Below are 19,864 nucleotides of genomic sequence, written 5' to 3' on the forward strand. Positions count from 1 at the left end.
CTGTCAAGTAAGAATTAGTAAATATTTAAACTTTCTACGGGTTAGGATTTATTTATCCGAATTTAAGTTTCACTTCAGCTTCCCCGGTTAAACTAATCTCAGATCAAAAACATCAAGATTAAGCTACGATCCCATTCGTACTTTAAAACAGAAATGAGGATGACAGAATGAATATGAAACGCGTTATGTTTGTGGGAACGATGATTGTAACCATGTCCTTTGCAGGAACTGCCTGGAGCAAATCAGCCATTTCCCCGATCCCTTTAACAGAGTGGTCCATTGTAAGTATAAATACCAAGGATGAGAGTAAGGATGAGCTGATGAACGCACTGAATCAATCCTCAGAAGAAAATCTGTATCAGGATCTCTACGCAGGCAAATCACTCCAAACGATTGCCGAAGAGAATGATGGAGACTTTAGTCAGGTTGTGGCTTTGCAGGTCAATCAACTCAGCCAGCAACTGGATGATCGTCTGGCAAGTGGAAGTATTAGTGAAGAGCAGTACATGGCACAACTTGCGGAGCTGGAAGAACTCGTATTAGAGAGTGCCACCACCTCGTATGAGTGGGCATAATTTCGTACCACCTGCCTGTTCATTTAATATTTATGACATGCCAAAAGGAGCGGTTTCCCGCCCCTTCAATAATTTACTGTTTATTTGATACGGAACAGAACAGATTATTTCGCTGCTGCAATGGTACATTTTCCAACAGATTGACCATCCCAAGCGAGTTCGAGCACATCTCCCTCTACGGTTGGTCCCACTCCCTCCGGAGTCCCTGTGAAAATGACATCTCCTTCGCCAAGACCATAATGATGCCCTACATAAGCAATAATGTGTTGAAGGTCAAAAATCATGTTGCGAATGTTCCCTCGCTGAACTTCAACCCCATTTTTGGTCAGCGTAAAGTCTTTTTCAAGCAGCGCTTCTGTTCCGGAAAATGCCTGAAAACCACTTACAGGTGCGGAATTTTTGAATCCTTTGGCCGCGGTCCACGGGTGGCCTTTCTTCTTGATTACGGTCTGTACATCACGCAATGTAAAGTCGATACCAAACGCGTAAGATATAATTAAATCCTCCAAAGCAACACCTGGTTCATAACTCCGGCCAATTTGAACGACCAGTTCAGCCTCATAGTGAACTTCCCCTTGGGAAGCAGGCAGTTCGATCGCCTCTCCGTTCAAGGGTACAACCGCATGGGAAGGTTTCATGAAGATCATCGGTTCATCCGGAACCGCGTTACCCAACTCCTCCGCATGAAGTCTATAATTGCGTCCTACACAGTATACGTTGCGAATATTTGAGAGCATCGGGATACAACCACCTTTATCGGATTCATTAGCGAATATGAAGCATATGGTTTTCGGTTAAGTAGCTACGATCTATAATATTCTGATGCTATGTGTAACCTTGCAAATATAATTAATCCTAGCGTCTATACCTGATTGCTCGACTTCTGCAATGCCTGATGCCAAGCGTCAGGACGATTCGTGCACAGCATGAGCTCAGGGTCAATGGCCGCCAAGCGCTTCATAATGGTTTTGTCATCCACAGTCCAGGCCATAACCTGAATGCCATCGTTCTTCATTTCACGCATCAGCGATTTGTCCACATTCGTGTAACCGATGGATAGGAAGCCACAACCCAATTGGCGCAGTCTGGCTAAAAGATCTCCTGGGCGAGCATCAATAATTAGACCGGTAGTGATCTCCGGTGCAAGTTTCTTGGCTTCGGCGAGCGCAGCAGGTTCAAATGAAGTAAAGACGACTTCATCCTGCATATTTCTTTTTCGTACTTCCTCAATAACGGCTGCCGGCAAGCCCGGATACATGTCTCCTTGAGTTTTCAACTCAATATTCAGACGTACCTTCCCCTTGCAGCTGTCCAGAACTTCACTTAAAGCTGGAACGCGCTCTCCCGTATACTCCTTGGACTTCCAGCTTCCTGCATCCAGCTTCTGGATATCAGACCAGTTTGTTTCCCGTACAAGCCCTTCTCCATTGGTCGTCCGGTTAAACGAGAAGTCGTGAATGACTACAGGCACACCATCACGAGACAATTGTACGTCCAGTTCGATCCACGTTACATAGGGCTGTTCCATGGCAAGCCGAAAGGCTGCCATTGTATTCTCAGGTGCTGTGGAAGAAAATCCACGGTGTGCTACACATAGGTTGCTCATTTATTCCCACCCCTTAGCAAAATTCATTCTTTTTGTCAGCTTGTTGAGGCCACTCCATCCGCATCAAAACGAATACCGGGTGAAAGCTTGGTCATCTGTTCCAGCAACAGCTTGTTGGCTTCACCAATCATTGGAATCGCCTGGCCGAGCCCGGCTTCGTAGGGGATGACTTTCATACTGCACTTTGCTTCCGCGCTGCATTCAGCTTGAAAAACTGCTGTTTTCCAAGTTTCTTCGGTCGTTGATTTGGAAAAAATAAAATTGCCTGTGCTGTATGCAATCCACTTGCCCTTGTAATACTCCATTCCTTGCAGCACATGTGGATGCCCCCCAATGACAAGATCGGCCCCGGCATCCACGAACTCATGCGCCAGTCGGGTCTGATCATCATTGGGTGTGCTGACACGTTCCTCTCCCCAATGGGCTACCACAATGACGAGATCCGCTGTCTGACGGGCTTGCTGTATTGCGTTTACCGCTCCTGTGGAATCATAGGCTTCGGCAACACCAGCCCGATTGCCTTCCGCCTTCCAGCTCGCTTCCGGAACAACCCGGCTGAAGCCGAGCAGCGCAATCTTGATGCCTTTGCGCTCCAAATACACTGGCGCATAGGCCTCTTCCCTGTTCATACCAGCTCCAGTATGAGCGATGCCATATTCCTGAAGATAGGTTAGCGTATCCACCAGACCTTCAACGCCCTGATCCAAAATATGATTGTTGGCCAGATTCACAGCGTCAAATCCAGCATCAGCCATCGCTGCCAGTGCTTTTGGCGAAGATTTGTAAACATATGTCTTGTCTGCAGCAGCCGTCCCGCCCAGAGTTGTGGGTGTCTCCAGGTTGCCCACGGTCAGATCATCGTTTTTGAACAGACTGCCAAGCTTCGCAAATGGATACTCATAGCCGTTCTTGTCCAGCAACTCGGCCACTTTACCAGAGAACTGAATATCACCAACAAAATTAATGGTCACATTCTTCCCTGAACCTGTAGGCTGCGGTACCGGTGTCTGATCTCCCGAGTTGTCATTCCCCTTCGGATTTGAGGGTTTGGCCGTTTCCGTTCCTTTTGAGCCGGATTCGGGCTCCTCTTCCGATTTCTTCCCACCCGAACCTGCCGGTTCACTGCCGGATGAAACGCTCTCATCTTCAGCTGTCCCGGTCTCCGGGCTTTTCAATCCGGAGTCATCCGGTTTCACATCCGAATCCGCTTCAGGAGAATCAACCTTCTCTCCGCCCTTGGCATCGTCGCGATCGGTCGGTTGTTGCTCCACTACAGCTTCTTTCGTCGCTGGCTCCGCTTGCTGTTTCTGTATCCCTGCTGCGTAATATATGCCTACCCCTCCGATTGCAGCAATCAGAAACAGATTGATCATCCAGATGATTCGTCTGCGTGCACGTTTTTCTTTTTTCTTTTGATTACTTCGATTCGATCTTGGGGGATACATAGGCAGCTCCTCTTCTTCTACAGCAATCCTTTATCATTATATCAGGCATATCCTGGATTTCCATCACTCAATTCACATGAAACCAAATTTCCTGCATCATCAATGGATGTTTCCCCGCATAAAAAAAGACTGCCTCTCCTGCAGATAAAAGTTAATCCGCAATCAAGACAGCCTTAAGTTAATTGAATTATTGTGCAGCAAGCTTTTGCGCCGCCTGCAGTGACATTTCTTTTGCCTGTTTGATACAGTCCGGCAATCCGACACCTTCATAACCAGCACCTGCAATGTAGACGCCCGGCAGCTTGCTGCCAAGTTCCTCACGCAGTGCAGCAATATGCTGAAGATGGCCTACCGGATACTGCGGCATGGATTTGCGAAGACGGGTAATCTCCGAGAAGATCGGAACGGCTTCCACACCCATGGTTTCCCGCAAATCCTTGAGCACCAAATCCGTCAGTGCATCATCGGGAAGTTCCACGTTCTGCTCGTCTCCCGAACGACCGACATAACAACGCAGCAGCACCTTGTCGTCCGGGCTGGTGTGCAGCCATTTGGTCGATGTCCAGGTACATGCTGTAATATTCCGGCCTTCCTTACGCGGAACAAGAAAACCCGATCCATCAAATACATGCTCAATATCCTTTTTCTCAAAAGCCAGTACCACATTGGCTACCGACACGTAATTTATTGCGTCCAGCGCGAATGTATCCACATGGGGTTTCAGCAGTTCAGATGCTACATACGTTGGGACTGTAATGATCACGTCATCCGCATCCATTCGCTCACCGCTACTGAGCTGCACACTGTATCTGGCGTGGTCACCCGTCTGAACATCCAGCGATTGTACAGATGTATTCAGTCGCTGATCCACATCCTGCATATCGTGGACAAGCGCATGAACAAGGCTTTGAAGTCCCTGACGAAAATTCAAAAACGCGCTTTTCTTCGTTCCCGTATGCGTCTCTGCAGGTTTCCGACCTGTCATCATGCCGCGGATCAGACTGCCATAATCCCGTTCCACTTCACCAAATTGCGGGAATGTCGCCTGAAGGCTCAGTCGACGCATATCTCCCGCATAAATTCCGGCGAGCAGGGGCTCTGTCAGGTTTTCCAGCACTTCCGGACCGAGACGGCGTTCAATCATGTAACCAAGCGATTCATCCTCCGTTGAACGGCGAGGTGGGATCAAAAAATCCATCAACGCACGCAGCTTGCCCGCAGGAGAAACCAGTCCGCTTCTCAGAAACGGCTTTAACTCTGTCGGGATACCCAGAACGAGTCCGGCAGGCATTGGATGAAGCTTGCCACGCTGCATGATATACGTTTTCTTCGATTCCGGATTTTGGCTAACCAGTTCATGATCGATTTCCAGTTCTTTCGCCAGATCAATCATTGCGGTTTTGCGAGCCAGAAAAGAATCCGGTCCCTTTTCGATGACAAATCCATCCCGGTGCAGCGTCTCAATCATGCCGCCCATGGACGATGTTTTCTCAACCAGTGTAATCTGCGGTTCAATCCCGGCTTCCCGGTAATGTTTTCGAATATAAAATGCCGCGCTAAGGCCGGTCAGACCTCCGCCTACGACTACGACACGACGTTTCTGGTCTTCCATTAGACTTCCGACCCTTGCTGCCATTTGCTGATAATGACGTCACTTAACGTCTCCATATAGAGAGGATCGCTGTTGAGCGAATCAATTCGCATCAGACGCATGTCGATCTCTTTGGCAATCGATTTGGCTTCGATATCCAAATCATACAATACTTCAAGGTGGTCAGATACAAACCCAATCGGTGCGACCAACACGTCCTCAACCTGTTCCCTGGACAAATCCTGAAGCGTATCCAGAATATCGGGCCCGAGCCAAGGCTCAGCCGTACGTCCTGCACTTTGCCATGTAAACTGCCAGTTGCTGATGCCTACACGTGATGCGATGACCTCAGAGGTTTCGAGCAATTGCTGTGGATAGGGATCACCCAGTCCCACGATTCGCTCCGGCAGACTGTGAGCACTGAACAGCACCCGCACATCACCGCGCTTCGCTCCAGCTTCTTCGAATTCATCCAGCTTGGCACTGACGCGGGAAGATAGGGCCTGAATCAGCTTCGGATGCAAGTGGTAACTCTCGACAAAGGACATCTGAATTCCCAATTCCTCCGCTTTCTCACGAGCACGCTTGATATAGCTGCCTACACTCATTGTCGAGTAGTGGGGAGCGAGCACGATACCAACCGCTGTCTGAATCCCATCCTTGGCCATCTGTTCCACGCCATCCTCTATGAACGGATGTGCATGCTTCAGTCCTTGATAACAGCGAAACTCCACTCCGTTTGCACGGTCATCCTTACTCAACATCTCCTGAAGAGCTTTAACCTGATTATCCGTATTCTCGCGAAGAGGGAAAACTCCCCCAACAATCGCTTCATAACGATCCGTCAGTTCCTTCAGTTGTTCCGGCTCAGGCGGTCGACCTCTCCGAATATGTGTGTAGTACGCTTCAATACTTTCCATATTTTCAGGTGTGCCATAAGACATCACCAGTACACCTACGGTATTAGTCATTGCTAACCGTCACCCCCGTCTTTAAAACTTCTGCAGAATATTCATGGATATATGCCGTGAGTTCTCTCAATTTCTCCAGAGAAGCTTCCGGGAACAAACCATGCCCCAAATTGAAAATATAACCCGGCTCTTTAATGCCTTCATCGATAATTACTTTTGCCTGCTGCTTAATCAGATCCATTGGTGCCGTCAGCACATAAGGATCAAGATTGCCTTGTACGGCAAATTTGCCACCCAGTCTTTTGCGACCTTCTGTGATGGAAACTCTCCAATCCAATCCGATGACATTGGCTTGCAGATTCGTCAGGGTTGGCAGCAGTTCACCAGAGGCTACACCAGGGAAATAGATTTTCGGTACATTCAAATCCGATAATTCGGTAAAGATACGGGTAATCGTCGGCAGCACATATGTTTTGAAATCATTCGGAGAAAGCGCACCTACCCAGCTGTCAAACAGCTGGAATGCTTTACCCCCGTTAGCAATGTGTGCACGGACATATGTAATTACCATGTCACCTAGCTTTTGCATAAGCTTGTGCCATACCTCAGGCTCGCTGTACATCATCGTTTTGGTTCGAATATAGCCTTTTGATGGTCGACCTTCAATCAGATAGCTGGCAATTGTAAATGGTGCGCCGGCAAAAGTAATGAGCGGTACGTCCAATTCCTTGTCCAGAATGCGAATGGTTTCCAGAATGTGGGACAGGTCGCCTTCAACGTCAATGGGACGGAGACGATCCACATCTGCAGCAGAACGAATGGGATTGTCTATCACCGGACCAATGTTTTTTACAATATCAAAATCAATGCCCAAGGACGCAACCGGATTCATAATATCCGAATACAAAATAGCCGCATCCACACCGAGTTTACGTACCGGCATGAGTGTAACTTCAGCTGCTAGCTCAGGTTGACGGCAAATTTCGAGCAAAGAATACTTTTCCTTAATTTTGCGATATTCAGGATCATAACGCCCAGCCTGACGCATGTACCACACGGGAACACGGTCCACTTGCTGCTTGAAGCTGGCTCGAATCAAACGATCATTATAGCTCATGTAAGAAGCCTCCAATAGTTTTTGGACTCATAACTCTCATTATGCCCTTTTTGAAGAGCTGTAACAACCACGTGCCGATCTGTTCCGATGACAATACTATGACATTCCTTACATCCCCTTATCCATATGCCAATTATGGTATAATGAAAGAATGGTGTTTTTTCCACGAATTACAGAAAGGAAGTGAAAGCACTTTGAAAACTTGGAAAGTGAATCTCATTGTGCTTTGGTTTGGACAGTTTTTGGTCAATTCGGGTATGACCATGATCACGCCTTTTTTGTCCCTATACCTCGCCAAGGATCTAGGCGTCGTCGGTGAGCATGAGATTGGCATATGGGCGGGATTTATATTTGCTGCCAATTTCCTCACTTCATTTTTATTTCAACCCTTGTGGGGCAAGCTGTCCGACAAATATGGACGTAAAATTATGCTGCTGCGCTCCGGGTTCGGGATGGCGATTGTCATCGCGCTGATGGGGTTTGCACAAAGTCCATGGCAGCTCCTTTTATTACGTTTGCTCAACGGGACGATTTCCGGTTTCAACCCGGCAGCCGTCTCCCTAATTTCCGGAACAACACCCAAGGATCGCATGGGTTTCGCCATGGGGATCAGTCAGTCCGGACAGGTAGCCGGCACGATTCTCGGTCCACTCATTGGTGGATTGCTTGCCGATGCCGTTGGCTTCCGGCCCATTTTCTACATTACAGGCGGTTTGATCTTTGCTGCATCCATGCTCGCGATGTTCCTGGTTAGAGAAACATTTGACCGCAAGGAAGCGGCTAAATTGCCGGAACAATCAGTATTGTCCGGTTTGAAGGAATTGAACAAGTCATCACAGCTGCCCGCGCTGTTTGCCGTAACGTTCCTGCTGCAGTTTGCAATGATCAGCCCCATGTCACTCTTGCCGCTGTATGTGCAAAAACTGCATGCATCGGATGTAAACGTGGCATTCTGGGCCGGACTTGTAGGCGCGGTTACCGGACTATCCAATATGGCCATGTCTCCTGTACTCGGCAAACTGAGTGATCGTATAGGTGCGCACAAAGTGCTTACGTTCTCTCTCATTGGAACAGGGCTCCTGCTTATACCACAGGCTTTCGTACAGACGGTATGGCAGCTCATCCTGGTTCGTTTCCTTATGGGTGTTTTCATGGGTGGTCTGCTGCCCAGCGTCAACGCCCTGATTCGAACCTACACCCCAGATGGCATGATCAGCCGTGCATTCAGTTTCAATACCAGTACGCTTGCCTTGGGAAACATGCTTGGAGCCGTAATCGGCGGTTTTATGGCAGGATTCATCGGCATCGAGGGACTGTTTATCGTCTCCGGTGGCCTGCTGCTAATCAATATGGTTTGGGTTCGATTTAAACTTTATAAAAAGCCTGCTCTAATCAGGGAGTCCTAATACGACAGCCCCTGCAGTTAAAACGGATAACAAAGAGCCGCCTTCATTGCCCCACGGGACAAAGAAAGCGGCTTTTGGCATTCCATTCTCAATGCTGCACAAGACTCTTAAATTGTATTGGATACTCCTTCACACCAAATACGAAAGCACTCTGGATCGGCTGCAGTTTCGTTCCCGAAACCAGTTTGATCCCCTGCATCTGCTGCAGCATGGTATTGAGCACGACCCTGGCCTCCAAACGAGCGAGCGGTGCACCCAGGCAAAAGTGAATGCCAAAGCCAAACCCCATATGCCGATTTGGTTTGCGATCCTCTATAAATTGTTCGGCATGCTCAAATACCTGGCCGTCCCGATTGGCCGATCCAACCCAGGAAATGACCTGCTCCCCTTCCTGAATCGTCTGCCCACTCAACTCGACGGTTTCTCTGGCTACGCGTCCAATGGCAACAATCGGTGGATAATATCGCAGCGTTTCTTCCACTGCTGACGCAATATGTTCAGAATGTTCGCGGAGCCGCTGCTGCAGCTCGGGTTGTTCTGCCAGAATTCGTACCGCATTGGTAATCAGATTGGTGGTTGTTTCATTGCCTGCAGCAAGTAACAAAATGCAGAAACCGACCAGCTCCTCCTCGCTCAGCTTCTCTCCTTCGATCTCAGCTGCGAGCAGCAAAGAGATTAGATCATCCTGCGGTTGTTGCCGCCGTTCTTCCATAATGGCTCTGAAATAGACAGCCAGTTCCTGTTGATTTCGCTTCTTCTCTTCCATGAGTTCCTGAAAAGCTTCATCACTGTCATTGCGCGCGCCCTTAACCAAGGCGTCAGACCAGTCCTTGAACTTCTGCCGATCTTCTGCAGGGACTCCAAGTAGTTCTGCGATCACGATGACAGGCAGCGGGGTCGCCAGATCATCGACCAGGTTCATCTGACCCTGCTGCAGATGCGGATTAATCAACTCATCGGCAATTTCCTGGATGCGCGGGGCCAGCGCCTCAATGGCTCTGGGCGTAAACGCCTGATTAACCAAATCTCTTAGCTGCTTGTGTTTGGGCGGGTCTGTCGTGAGCATGCTGGTATTCGCACGATCACGTGCAGAAGAAAACAGCTTCGGATTTTTCAGTACGTACTGCACATCTTCATAACGAAAAACATCCCAGCATTTGCGGTGCTCATCATATCGGACTGGAGTATTCGCACGAAGTTCAGTGTACACCTGGAACGGAAATAATTGCTGCTCCACCGCTTCCAGTTCCCGGATCGGAATGTAATTGGCATACTTTCTGGGTGCTTGGTTCATCGTATTTCCTCCAATCGTTAATATATATTTATTTACATATATGAAACACCGTATATTATAGACTCAACTGTATTGTCATACAAATATTTGGCAAAAATTGATCCTCATTTCCTAGGTAGTACACGATCAATCCCACAAAACTCATTTTCCAAGCAGGATTAAAGGCTTATATGTTAGATTTAATCACAATAACAATCATTAAATTTTTATTTCCACTGCTCAATTTTACTTTTCATTAATTTATATTTATTCATTTATCCTTATAAATAACATGTTATCTCTGTATTTCTGTTGATTATACCTTATAATCTCTGTTTTTCTTATATTGTCATATTAGTTAACATCAAATACAATCATCTCAATTCATTTACATATTCTTCTGAACAAACATCACACGCTACTAACCTCAAGGAGAGTGCCAATCATGAGTAAACAGTCAAATTTTCGTCCCTGGGCAGTATGGAGCACCGCTGCACTAACCGCTCTGACCATCTCTTTATCCCCAATTGGAACCTATGCCGCTCAAGCGGCAACGGTAGAAGTGAGCGGAACAACAGGTGCAGTACAGACCACATCGTCTACACCAGCCCGAAATACATCCATTCCTGCCGTGTCGGAATCTTCCAAGCAATCCGCATTGCCTAATGTGCTCGTCATCGGAACAGGCGGAACGATTGCCGGCCAGTCCGAGGATGCGACCAGCTTCCAGAATTACAGAGCAGGTACACTTCCGATTGAGGAAATGGTCGATGCTTTACCGGACAAACAGAAGATTGCAGATGTTAGCACGCTCCAATTCGGAAACTCCGGTTCAGGTTCATATACCATGGCCGACCTCTATGATTTATCTCTGACCGTAGACAAGGCTCTTGCACAGTACGACAGTGTTGTCGTTACGACAGGTACAGATACCATGGAGGAGATTGCCTATTTCCTTGACATGACGGTACAGAGTGATAAACCTGTTGTCATTACCGGCTCCATGCGCCCATGGACTGTAATTGGCTCTGATGCCCAGGCCAATCTGTATAACGCCATTAAACTAGCAGGAAGCGGACGCACCACTTCATTCGGAACCGTATTGATGCTGAATGACACGATTCAGCTTGCACGCGGTGTGACCAAAACAAATGACTATCGGACAGATACATTCGAGACGCCGATGCTCGGAGCTGTGGGTTATATTGATGAAGAGAATATTCGAATCTACCGTGCTCCTGCGCGTGCATTAAAACCTGAAGGTACAGCGAAGCCAGCATTTGATCTGAGTAAAATTACGAAGGCGGATCTGGCGAAAGTCGAAATTGCAATCTCCTATCAGGAAGCAGGCGGGGAAGCGATTGAAGGTTTCGTAAGTGGCGGAGCCAAAGGGATTGTAACCTCTGGTACCGGAGCAGGCGGTATCTCCAGAGCTATGGGACAAGCCCGCACAAAAGCGATTGAAGAGGGCGTTATTTTCGTGACCACCACCCGTACAGGTTCGGGAAGCGTGTATGGCGGCGGAAACGGCGTTATTGCGGGGGACAACCTCAGCCCTCAACAAGCACGTATTTTGCTCATGCTCGGCCTGTCGTTCAGTGATGATTTTGAAACGATCAAAACATGGTTCGAGACTTACGGTACACCTGAAGTTTAATCAAGCTCTTATACATTTATAATATGAAAAAAAGAGATGAACACAGTCCCCTTAGAATCTGGGATGAGTTCATCTCTTTTTTGTAACCAAGTATGCTACACGTTTGCTTAATCACTTCACCCAGGCCAGAGCAAGACCATCATAGTCGGGCAGCATTGTTGTTACGAGGCGCGGATCACTCGCCATCTGTTCGTTGAATCGGCGAACGGCAAGTACAGCCGGTCCCTGCTTGTCCGGATTAAGTGTACGTCCACGCAGGAAACAGTTATCTCCCACAATAACAGCTCCAGGGCGCGCTAACCGAATGGCATAGTCGAGATACACCGGATAGTTCTCTTTGTCTGCATCAATGAAGAAGAAATCAAATGTTCGACCTTCCTGCTCAAGCTGTTCCAGGCTGGAAGCTGCCGGGCCGATTCGATATTCAACTTTGTCCCCGAAGCCACCTTCCTCCAAGTGGCCACGTGCCATTGCTGCATACTCCTCTTTCAATTCCAATGAAGTAAGGGTTCCTCCCTCCTCCAATCCGCGCGCGAGACAAATCCCGCTGTAACCACCCAGTACACCGATCTCTAGCACAGCCTCTGCCCGTGATGTCTTGGCGAGAAAAGTGAGCAGACGGCCATAAGCCGGCGCAACCGAAACTTCAGGCATGTCGTTTGAACGAATGGCCTCTTTTACTTTTAATAACAGATCATCTTCTTGAAATAATTGATTTACATATTCGTCAGGGGTAAGATTCACCACGTATATCCTCCTTGGACACTTGGACTGCTTTCCTTATGGATGCCAATGTTCTATAATGAATGTTTGTTATCAACACAGGCGGTTTGACTGATGCATCATCCTGCTTAATGGCTGCAGAATGCCTACCGCATTACTCATTGTAAGTTTTTTCACGGAATGCGGCAAGGCCGCGCCGTCACTATACAGCCGGAAGAAGGCACATGCCTCTCCTGCATGAAATGGAGTTGAAATGAAACACATGGCTCAATTGCAATTGATCGCCACTTCAGCGATGGGACTTGAGGCTGTCGTAGCCCGGGAACTGAAACAGCTGGGATATGAGGATGTTACGGTCGAGAATGGCCGGGTTTTTTTTACTGGAGATTATATTGATATTTGCCGCTGTAACCTGTGGCTGAGAAGTTCAGATCGGGTTCTTATCAAAATGGGTGAGTTCCCGGCGACGACATTCGACGAATTATTTGAAGGGACCAAAGCACTCCCTTGGGAAGAATGGATTCCGGCCAACGGTGAATTCCCGGTCGAGGGCCGCTCTCACAAATCCCAGCTGAGCAGCGTGCCTGCCTCTCAGGGTATCGTGAAAAAAGCGATCGTTGAGAAACTGAAGCTGACCCATAACACGGAGTGGTTCCCGGAGAACGGAGCCCGTTATGTCATTGAAGTCATTTTGTTGAATGACCGCGCCCTGCTTACGCTGGATACGACCGGACCAGGCCTTCACAAACGGGGTTATCGCAAACTGGTGACCGAGGCTCCGCTGAAAGAAACACTTGCGGCAGCGCTTATTCAGCTCAGTCGCTGGAACGTTTCCCGTCCCTTCTATGATCCGTGCTGCGGTTCAGGCACCATGCTGATTGAAGCGGCCATGATCGGTTGGAACATTGCACCGGGACTGCGTCGCTCCTTCAACTCCGAGAACTGGGATGTCATCCCCCATGAACTGTGGGAACAGGCTCGTGAGGAAGCATTCGATGCCGTACGCGATGACGTTCCATTGCAGATATCGGGTAGCGATATTGATCCGGAAGCGATTGAGGTAGCACAGGCTGCGATCAAAAGTGCCGGCTTCGCCAAGGACATTGAAGTAAGCGTTCTGCCTGCACATCGTGCCAGACCTCAAGGAGAATATGGCGTGATCATCACCAATCCGCCATACGGTGAACGTTTGAGCGAAGAGAAGGAAGTTCAGAAGCTGATTCGCTCCTTAGGACGCAGTTACCTTGAAATGCCGACTTGGTCCTTTTTTGCCATCACTTCAACCAAATCCTTCGAAGATGCTTTCGGCCGCAAGGCAGACAAGCGTCGCAAATTGTTTAATGGACGAATCGAAACCCAGTACTATCAGTATTTGGGACCATTACCTCCACGGAATCAATCACCACAACAATAATCACAACATCTCAAAAAGAGTGCTCCTGCCTTCCATGGCCGGGGCGCTCTTTTTTGCGCCAGTTTTGCAGCTACAGCCCTGCATGAAGCACTTCTGCTCTGGGCATAGTTGAAATGCCATGAAGCCACGCTATAATGAATGGAGCCCTATTTTTACATTCCGTTAACAATAAATGAACAAAACACTGCAACCAGGAGGGAACCTAGATGGTCATCTCACAGCCTACACGCAGCATGATGCCGCGCAGGCTTCTAAATCATCCACTTACGTTATATCTTATTTTTCTTGTGCTTATGCTGCTCAAACTCATGTGGCTTCATCACAACCTGCATGCCTACAACATTACAATGGGGTTCTTGGATAAAGTCATTGCCATTGGTTCTTTGCTCCTCCTGTCCTTTTGGACCTGGTGGCTGCCTCGGCGGGGCATGATTCTGTCCCTTGTCGTGCTTAATCTGCTGCTTACAGCGCTGATCTATGCCGATATGGTTTATTATCGATACTTTCAGGATTTTCTGACGATCCCTGTATTGATGCAGGCCAGACAAGTCGACGCTCTGGGTGACAGCATTGCCACCCTCTTACATGTCAGTGACTTGTGGTTCTTCGCAGACTGGATAGCTATCATTCCGTATGGAGCCATTTTGCTTTTCAGCAGACAATATGGCGTTTCACGTTCGACTCCGTATAGTAACAGGTTAGAAAGTTACTCGGATCGCCGCGGCAAAAAAGGCATGCGCAGACTCACTGCCGGCAGCATCGCCCTAGTGTTGGGACTGTGCCTTGCCGTAGGACCTATCTATTTTTACAGCAAAACGTGGGCCAAGGGTCTGTTCGATAATAATTGGTGGAACGTATCCATATACAATGTCACCGGACTTCTCGCTTTTCACGGATATGATCTGTATAACTATGCCAAGGATCACATCGGTTCCGGCCCAGAGGCTGACCCCGCAGATGTCGAGCAGGCCAAGTCCTTTTTCGCTGACAGACAGAAAAACACTTCGAGTGATGATGCCCTGTTTGGTAAGTATAAGGACAGCAATGTCATCATCGTTCAAGGCGAAGCCTTCATGAATTTCATGATTGGACAGAGCATTGGCGGTCAGGAAATCACGCCTCATTTTAACGAACTGATGAAGGAAAGTCAGTATTACAGTCATTTTTATCATCAAACTGGCCAAGGCAGAACATCGGATGCCGATTTTGGAGCCAATATTTCATTGCATCCACTGCCCGTCGGATCAGCATTCGTTCGATACGCAGACCATACGTATGACTCTTTACCGTCAATCCTGAAAGACAATGGATACAGCACGAATGTATTTCATGCATACGAGAGTGGATTCTGGAACCGTTACACCATGTATCAAAACATGAGCTATGATAAGTTTTACAGTAAAAATGATTTTGAGCAGGATGATCCACTCGGCTGGTCCCTGTCCGATGAGTCTTTTTTCCGACAATCCGTTGAGAAGATGGACAGTGATGTGACAGAACCTTTTTATTCCTTCCTCATCACACTCAGCAGTCATCATCCTTATGCACTCCCGCAGGACAAACAGCAGCTTGATGTGGGCGAGTTTGAAGGGACGATGTTTGGCGACTATCTGCAGTCCGTTCATTATGTAGACTCTGCCCTGGGCAGCATGGTAGAAGATCTGAAGAACCGGGGACTGTGGGACAATACCATCTTCATGTTCTATGGGGATCACGATAATTCCATTAAGGAGCAGGCTCAATATGAGCAGTTTCTTGGACGATCTCTAAATGAACTCGATATGGAGCAAATCATGAATGAGGTGCCCCTACTGGTGCATCTGCCAGACGGAGCCGAAGCCGGAACATTGGATCAACCTGCGGGACAATTGGATATTACTCCATCCGTGCTTCATTTGCTGGGTATAACGGATGAGTCCTACTATCATATGGGGAACGACATCTATGACGGATCCTCCCGAACGGTAGTTTTGCGCAGCGGTGCATTCACCGACGGTTCCGTATTTTATATTCCCTCGGACGATTACATCTATGAGAATGGGTCTTGTTATGACCTATCCACCCATTCCAAGACAGACATTAACGCCTGCAATTCCGGGCATGACGAAGCCTCAAAGAGACTGCATGTTTCCGACACGGTCATTACGTATGACCTCATTCCGCGCTTCCGCGAAGAGAACAATGGAGGACCTGCATCCTAGATGACATAGCTGCTAATGTCTAACCTAAGTAACGGACTGAAAAGGAGAACATATGCCCAATGACAACTCAACCAGATCATCTGCCGATTGAACAAAAGTTATACGATGCAGCTGCGAACTTTGTGAAACATCGCTACCCTCAAGGCTGGGGTGGCGCAGCGGCAGTTTATACCGAGGCCGGTTCGCTGTTAATCAGCGTTGCTCCAGAAGTGATTAATGATGCTACGCATCTATGCATGGAAACGGGAGCTTATCTGGAAGCACATAAATTAAACGAGCGAGTCACCCATTCGATCTGCGTGGCACGTGATGACGAGAATTCGGAATTCAAGGTCCTCACTCCTTGCGGGGTGTGTCAGGAAAGATTGTTTTTCTGGGGTGAAGATGTCAAAGCCGCCGTATATGATCCGGAAGGAAAGTTAATCTATAAGAGACTGGACGAGATCCAGCCTTACCACTGGTCCAAGGCTTACAGAGACAAGTAAGATGAGCATTTACGTTTAAACATGTAAGCATCCAGATAACTTCGAAGCTATGATCCTGTTCCTTCACATATTCTTAAAGTGCTACACGCGCAGCCTGCTGCATGTGTAGCACTTCTTTGTTCAGGCCTGGCCGAAGCCTTCTTGCGTTAATTCGAAAGTCGCTTTATAATTGTAACCAAACTAGTTTCATTTATATTGATGGAGGTTTTTACAAATGAATATTGAAATATGGTCCGACTTTATGTGTCCTTTCTGTTATATTGGCAAACGCCGTTTGGAAAATGTACTCGCTGAGTTCCCACACCGGGATGAAGTGAGGCTGCAATTCAAAAGTTTCGAACTGGATTCCAATGCTGAACTGAACAGCGGCAAAACCAACGCGGAATACCTGGCTGCAAAATACAATATGAGTGTAGAACAGGCCCGGGGCATGAACGCTCAGATGAATGCCAATGCTCGCACGGCCGGACTGGAATACAACATTGATGCGATGATCCCTACCAACTCCTTCTCAGCTCACCGTCTGACCCACTGGGCAGATACACAAGGCAAGATGCTTGAATTAAGCGAGCGATTGTTCCAGGCTATTTTCATTGAAGGCAAACACGCTGGTGACACCAATGTACTGATTCAACTGGCTGAGGAAGTGGGTCTGGACCCGAATGCAGCCGCCGAGGTATTAGCCAGCAATCAATTCGCCGATCAGGTTCGTGCCGACCAGGCTGAAGGCGAGCAATTAGGCATTCGCGGCGTACCTTTCTTCGTATTCGATCGTAAATTTGCCGTATCTGGCGCGCAGCCGGATGACGTGTTCCGGGATGCCATTCAGAAAGCATGGGACGAGCGCTCCCCATTCACGATGGTTGAATCCAGCGCACCTAATGCTGACGCCGGCGGTGTATGTACGGACGACGGATGCGAAGTGCCGCAATCCGATAATCAATCCAAATAACACAAAAGCAGCAGGATCAAGGGGTACCCCCTGAACCGGCTGCTTTTTTTTTCAACTTACAACTTCGACTCATCACAATTTCGTACAAGTATGAAAAAAGAACGTTCTTGGTATTTACAGCTCAAATATTTAGAAGATTATAAGTTCAAAAAGGATGACTGTTTTCCGTAAGCAACGGTTTCCACACAAGACCTTGCCCGACCTGCCTAATGCAGAACCGGACCTTATTTATACACTCTTTTAGAGCAGCAGCCCTACGCACATAATCAGGCCGCAGAGCACAGATGATTGCTGGGAAGCTCCCATAAGCGGCAGATACGTCTCAGACGGATTAACTTTGCCCAGTGATTTATAAACCTTGTACATTGGAATAACGGAAAGAATCGCAACAAGACCATAAACGGGCAGAGCATGGAACACCACACTTACGATCAAAAGGATATAAGCAAGGATCGTCATCAGCTTGGATAAACGAAGCGCCCGTTCTTCCCCCCACATGACGACCAGCGTTTTCTTGCCGATTTCGCGGTCCGCACGCCAGTGCAGAAAATGATGGTTAAATAGCAGCATGGTGGTCAGCATGCCGACCGGCAAGGACAGCAGCAGCGGCGCAAGCGCAAACTCTCCTGTCTGTACATAGTAGGCACCCAGAACCGGCAGGATACCAAAGGAAATAAATATCCCGATTTCACTATAGCCTTTTCCCCGGTAGCCGAATTTAATTGGCGGTGCAACATAGAAATAAGCGATCAAAGCACCGATCAGCGCAATCGCCAGGATCGGCCAACCGCTGACGATCGTAAGAATGAGACCGCAAGCCCCAGCCAGCACTAGGAATCCCCAGGTAATCGCCGCAAATTTCTTCTCGGTCATGGTTCCCGAAGTCAGAAACCCGGAGTGCGTCGAAATCGCACCTTCTGTCTCCGTTGCTTGGGTATCAGTTCCGTTCCGATAATCCCATAAATCGTTTACCATATTGGAAAAAATATGAGCTGAGACCGCGCCTACTAGCGTCAGCAAAAACAAAAGAAAATGAAATTCCTTCTGCATGGCGTAGGCAGAAATGGTACCTAGTATTACTGGAACAACCATTACCGTTACCGAATACAGTCGGGTCATATTTTTAAATAAAGCCCAGTTACTCATGATGTATTTAAGCCTCCTATGATGTAAAATCCTTAAAACTTTGTGACAATCTTCACATAACATTAGATTATACACCATATTGACTCTGTTGTGATAGGAAATTTTTGTTCGTTATTTTGACTGTATCTCTCCCAGCAATGAATAACGACAACCATATTCAGGGCTAAGTCCGCCAGATTAAGTATCTGCCATTCCTTCTCACTGTAACACAGCCTGTCCGATTAAATCCAAGTTGACAGCAATTATGAAAGAGAGAAAAGGCCCTCTCCTTTTGGAAGAGGACCTTTCAGTTTATGGCAATAGATTGGTCTATTTGTCCACGATGTATTGGCCTTTGGAACATTTAATCTAAAAATTTGGAGAAAACAGCGATCGAAAGAACGATCGGTATCCGGAACCATCGCAAACAGAACATCGAATACTTATATTGGGATTGAGCTACACTCAGTCCCAAAAGAGCTGATCTGGATGCGGCCCCGTTCTTTTGTCAGAATCCAAAGCATCAATCGATCTAAGTTCATCCGGCGTTAATTCAAAATCAAAAATGTCCGCATTCTCACGGATACGTTCAGGTGTAACCGACTTCGGAATGGTCACAATCTGGTTTTGAATATCCCAACGCAAAATAATCTGTGCGGGTGTCTTCCCATATTTTTGAGCAAGACCCTTCAACGTGGATTCATTGTTCAGCTTCCCTCGCATAATCGGACTCCAGGCTTCCAGTTGAATACCCTGTTCTCCACAGAAATCCTGAAGCTCCTGCTGAATCAGTCCCGGGTGCAGTTCCACCTGATTGACCGCAGGTACCGTACCACCTTCATCTATGATTTCGCGCAAATGATGTATTTGGAAATTACTCACACCAATCGCCCGTACGCTTCCTTCGCTATATAGACGCTCAAATGCTCTCCACGTCTCCTTGTACTGGTCTCTTCCCGGCCAGTGAATTAAGTATAAATCAATGACATTCAACCCCAGCGCCTTCTGACTGGCCTCAAATGCTCTCAGTGTCGAATCGAAGCCCTGGTCCTCATTCCAGAGTTTGGTTGTCACAAACAGCTCATTTCGGGCGATTCCGCTGCTCGCAATGGCTTGTCCCACTTCTTCTTCATTTCCGTAGATGGACGCTGTATCAATGCTGCGATATCCCACTTCCAACGCAGTCTCAACCGCTTGCTGTACTTCCTTACCCTTTGCCCTATAGGTTCCAAATCCTAGCCAAGGCATCGTTACCCCATTATTCAAAATCGTGCAATCGGTAATATGTTTGGTCATCCTGTACCTCCCGTATGGAATTTGGCCTGCTCAAGGTCTATTAACCTTCTGACAGAAATTTAAGCGTTTCCTTATTTACTGTCGAGG

At 47.8% G+C, this 19,864-nt stretch carries 17 protein-coding genes; 7 read left to right on the plus strand and 10 right to left on the minus strand.

Annotation, left to right across the window (positions count from 1 at the left end; translation table 11 throughout):
- Positions 1 to 167: 167 nt before the first annotated feature.
- Complete coding sequence (locus AB3N00_RS08415; RefSeq protein ID WP_413034131.1) at positions 168 to 575, plus strand: hypothetical protein; 408 nt, start codon at positions 168 to 170, stop codon at positions 573 to 575.
- 104 nt (positions 576 to 679) lie between these two features.
- On the opposite strand, the gene AB3N00_RS08420 is transcribed toward AB3N00_RS08415, so the two are convergent.
- The 6 genes from AB3N00_RS08420 to hemE form a co-directional block, all read right to left on the minus strand.
- On the minus strand, positions 680 to 1,312 hold the full coding sequence (locus AB3N00_RS08420) for a fumarylacetoacetate hydrolase family protein (protein ID WP_413034132.1): 633 nt from the start codon (positions 1,310 to 1,312) through the stop codon (positions 680 to 682).
- Between the two features lie 125 nt (positions 1,313 to 1,437).
- Entirely contained in the window at positions 1,438 to 2,181 is a 744-nt protein-coding gene (locus AB3N00_RS08425; RefSeq protein WP_175399726.1) for a glycerophosphodiester phosphodiesterase, read from the minus strand.
- Between the two features lie 35 nt (positions 2,182 to 2,216).
- On the minus strand, positions 2,217 to 3,626 hold the full coding sequence (locus AB3N00_RS08430; protein WP_413034133.1) for a CapA family protein: 1,410 nt from the start codon (positions 3,624 to 3,626) through the stop codon (positions 2,217 to 2,219).
- A 187-nt stretch (positions 3,627 to 3,813) separates the two neighbouring features.
- Complete coding sequence (hemY, locus tag AB3N00_RS08435) at positions 3,814 to 5,238, minus strand: protoporphyrinogen oxidase (protein WP_413034134.1); 1,425 nt, start codon at positions 5,236 to 5,238, stop codon at positions 3,814 to 3,816.
- Positions 5,238 to 6,188, minus strand: a complete 951-nt coding sequence (gene hemH, locus AB3N00_RS08440; protein WP_413034135.1) for a ferrochelatase — start codon at positions 6,186 to 6,188, stop codon at positions 5,238 to 5,240. Before hemH ends, hemY begins: the two co-directional genes overlap by 1 nt.
- Positions 6,181 to 7,245, minus strand: coding sequence for a uroporphyrinogen decarboxylase (gene hemE / locus AB3N00_RS08445; protein ID WP_413034136.1), 1,065 nt, complete (start codon positions 7,243 to 7,245; stop codon positions 6,181 to 6,183). Before hemE ends, hemH begins: the two co-directional genes overlap by 8 nt.
- A 194-nt stretch (positions 7,246 to 7,439) precedes the next feature.
- Here hemE and AB3N00_RS08450 point away from each other — a divergent pair, with 194 nt between their 5' ends.
- On the plus strand, positions 7,440 to 8,651 hold the full coding sequence (locus AB3N00_RS08450) for an MFS transporter (protein WP_413034137.1): 1,212 nt from the start codon (positions 7,440 to 7,442) through the stop codon (positions 8,649 to 8,651).
- An 88-nt stretch (positions 8,652 to 8,739) separates the two neighbouring features.
- On the opposite strand, the gene AB3N00_RS08455 is transcribed toward AB3N00_RS08450, so the two are convergent.
- The gene (locus AB3N00_RS08455) at positions 8,740 to 9,945 is read right to left on the minus strand and encodes a cytochrome P450 (protein WP_413034138.1); all 1,206 of its coding nucleotides are present in this window, start codon (positions 9,943 to 9,945) and stop codon (positions 8,740 to 8,742) included.
- A gap of 424 nt (positions 9,946 to 10,369) precedes the next feature.
- On the opposite strand from AB3N00_RS08455, the gene AB3N00_RS08460 reads away from it, so the two are divergent.
- On the plus strand, positions 10,370 to 11,581 hold the full coding sequence (locus tag AB3N00_RS08460) for an asparaginase (RefSeq protein ID WP_413034139.1): 1,212 nt from the start codon (positions 10,370 to 10,372) through the stop codon (positions 11,579 to 11,581).
- A 111-nt stretch (positions 11,582 to 11,692) separates the two neighbouring features.
- Here the strand turns inward: AB3N00_RS08460 and AB3N00_RS08465 are convergent, their stop codons facing one another.
- Entirely contained in the window at positions 11,693 to 12,325 is a 633-nt protein-coding gene (locus AB3N00_RS08465) for an O-methyltransferase (RefSeq protein ID WP_413034140.1), read from the minus strand.
- A gap of 241 nt (positions 12,326 to 12,566) precedes the next feature.
- Here AB3N00_RS08465 and AB3N00_RS08470 point away from each other — a divergent pair, with 241 nt between their 5' ends.
- From AB3N00_RS08470 to AB3N00_RS08485, 4 genes are all read left to right on the plus strand, one after another.
- Positions 12,567 to 13,718: a THUMP domain-containing class I SAM-dependent RNA methyltransferase gene (locus tag AB3N00_RS08470; RefSeq protein WP_413034141.1), complete on the plus strand. Its 1,152-nt coding sequence runs from the start codon at positions 12,567 to 12,569 to the stop codon at positions 13,716 to 13,718.
- A gap of 206 nt (positions 13,719 to 13,924) precedes the next feature.
- Positions 13,925 to 15,919: an LTA synthase family protein gene (locus AB3N00_RS08475; RefSeq protein ID WP_413034142.1), complete on the plus strand. Its 1,995-nt coding sequence runs from the start codon at positions 13,925 to 13,927 to the stop codon at positions 15,917 to 15,919.
- Between the two features lie 80 nt (positions 15,920 to 15,999).
- Positions 16,000 to 16,404 carry a cytidine deaminase gene (locus AB3N00_RS08480; protein WP_413035227.1) on the plus strand — a complete coding sequence of 135 codons (405 nt, stop codon included), beginning with the start codon at positions 16,000 to 16,002 and terminating at the stop codon, positions 16,402 to 16,404.
- Positions 16,405 to 16,618: 214 nt separating this feature from the next.
- Positions 16,619 to 17,356: a DsbA family oxidoreductase gene (locus AB3N00_RS08485; protein ID WP_413034143.1), complete on the plus strand. Its 738-nt coding sequence runs from the start codon at positions 16,619 to 16,621 to the stop codon at positions 17,354 to 17,356.
- 240 nt (positions 17,357 to 17,596) lie between these two features.
- On the opposite strand, the gene AB3N00_RS08490 is transcribed toward AB3N00_RS08485, so the two are convergent.
- Complete coding sequence (locus AB3N00_RS08490) at positions 17,597 to 18,502, minus strand: prenyltransferase (protein ID WP_413034144.1); 906 nt, start codon at positions 18,500 to 18,502, stop codon at positions 17,597 to 17,599.
- 444 nt (positions 18,503 to 18,946) lie between these two features.
- Entirely contained in the window at positions 18,947 to 19,777 is an 831-nt protein-coding gene (locus tag AB3N00_RS08495; protein WP_413034145.1) for an aldo/keto reductase, read from the minus strand.
- Positions 19,778 to 19,864 lie beyond the last annotated feature (87 nt).

This window comes from Paenibacillus xylanilyticus, assembly GCF_047246825.1.
Classification (GTDB): domain Bacteria; phylum Bacillota; class Bacilli; order Paenibacillales; family Paenibacillaceae; genus Paenibacillus; species Paenibacillus xylanilyticus_B.

Excerpts from the sequence above, each read along its gene's own strand:
- AB3N00_RS08415 (WP_413034131.1), top strand. The coding sequence starts at position 168 with ATGAATATGAAACGCGTTATGTTTGTGGGAACGATGATTGTAACCATG.
- AB3N00_RS08420 (WP_413034132.1), bottom strand. The coding sequence starts at position 1,312 with ATGCTCTCAAATATTCGCAACGTATACTGTGTAGGACGCAATTATAGA.
- AB3N00_RS08425 (WP_175399726.1), bottom strand. The coding sequence starts at position 2,181 with ATGAGCAACCTATGTGTAGCACACCGTGGATTTTCTTCCACAGCACCT.
- AB3N00_RS08430 (WP_413034133.1), bottom strand. The coding sequence starts at position 3,626 with ATGTATCCCCCAAGATCGAATCGAAGTAATCAAAAGAAAAAAGAAAAA.
- hemY (WP_413034134.1), bottom strand. The coding sequence starts at position 5,238 with ATGGAAGACCAGAAACGTCGTGTCGTAGTCGTAGGCGGAGGTCTGACC.
- hemH (WP_413034135.1), bottom strand. The coding sequence starts at position 6,188 with ATGACTAATACCGTAGGTGTACTGGTGATGTCTTATGGCACACCTGAA.
- hemE (WP_413034136.1), bottom strand. The coding sequence starts at position 7,245 with ATGAGCTATAATGATCGTTTGATTCGAGCCAGCTTCAAGCAGCAAGTG.
- AB3N00_RS08455 (WP_413034138.1), bottom strand. The coding sequence starts at position 9,945 with ATGAACCAAGCACCCAGAAAGTATGCCAATTACATTCCGATCCGGGAA.
- AB3N00_RS08460 (WP_413034139.1), top strand. The coding sequence starts at position 10,370 with ATGAGTAAACAGTCAAATTTTCGTCCCTGGGCAGTATGGAGCACCGCT.
- AB3N00_RS08470 (WP_413034141.1), top strand. The coding sequence starts at position 12,567 with ATGGCTCAATTGCAATTGATCGCCACTTCAGCGATGGGACTTGAGGCT.
- AB3N00_RS08475 (WP_413034142.1), top strand. The coding sequence starts at position 13,925 with ATGGTCATCTCACAGCCTACACGCAGCATGATGCCGCGCAGGCTTCTA.
- AB3N00_RS08485 (WP_413034143.1), top strand. The coding sequence starts at position 16,619 with ATGAATATTGAAATATGGTCCGACTTTATGTGTCCTTTCTGTTATATT.
- AB3N00_RS08490 (WP_413034144.1), bottom strand. The coding sequence starts at position 18,502 with ATGAGTAACTGGGCTTTATTTAAAAATATGACCCGACTGTATTCGGTA.
- AB3N00_RS08495 (WP_413034145.1), bottom strand. The coding sequence starts at position 19,777 with ATGACCAAACATATTACCGATTGCACGATTTTGAATAATGGGGTAACG.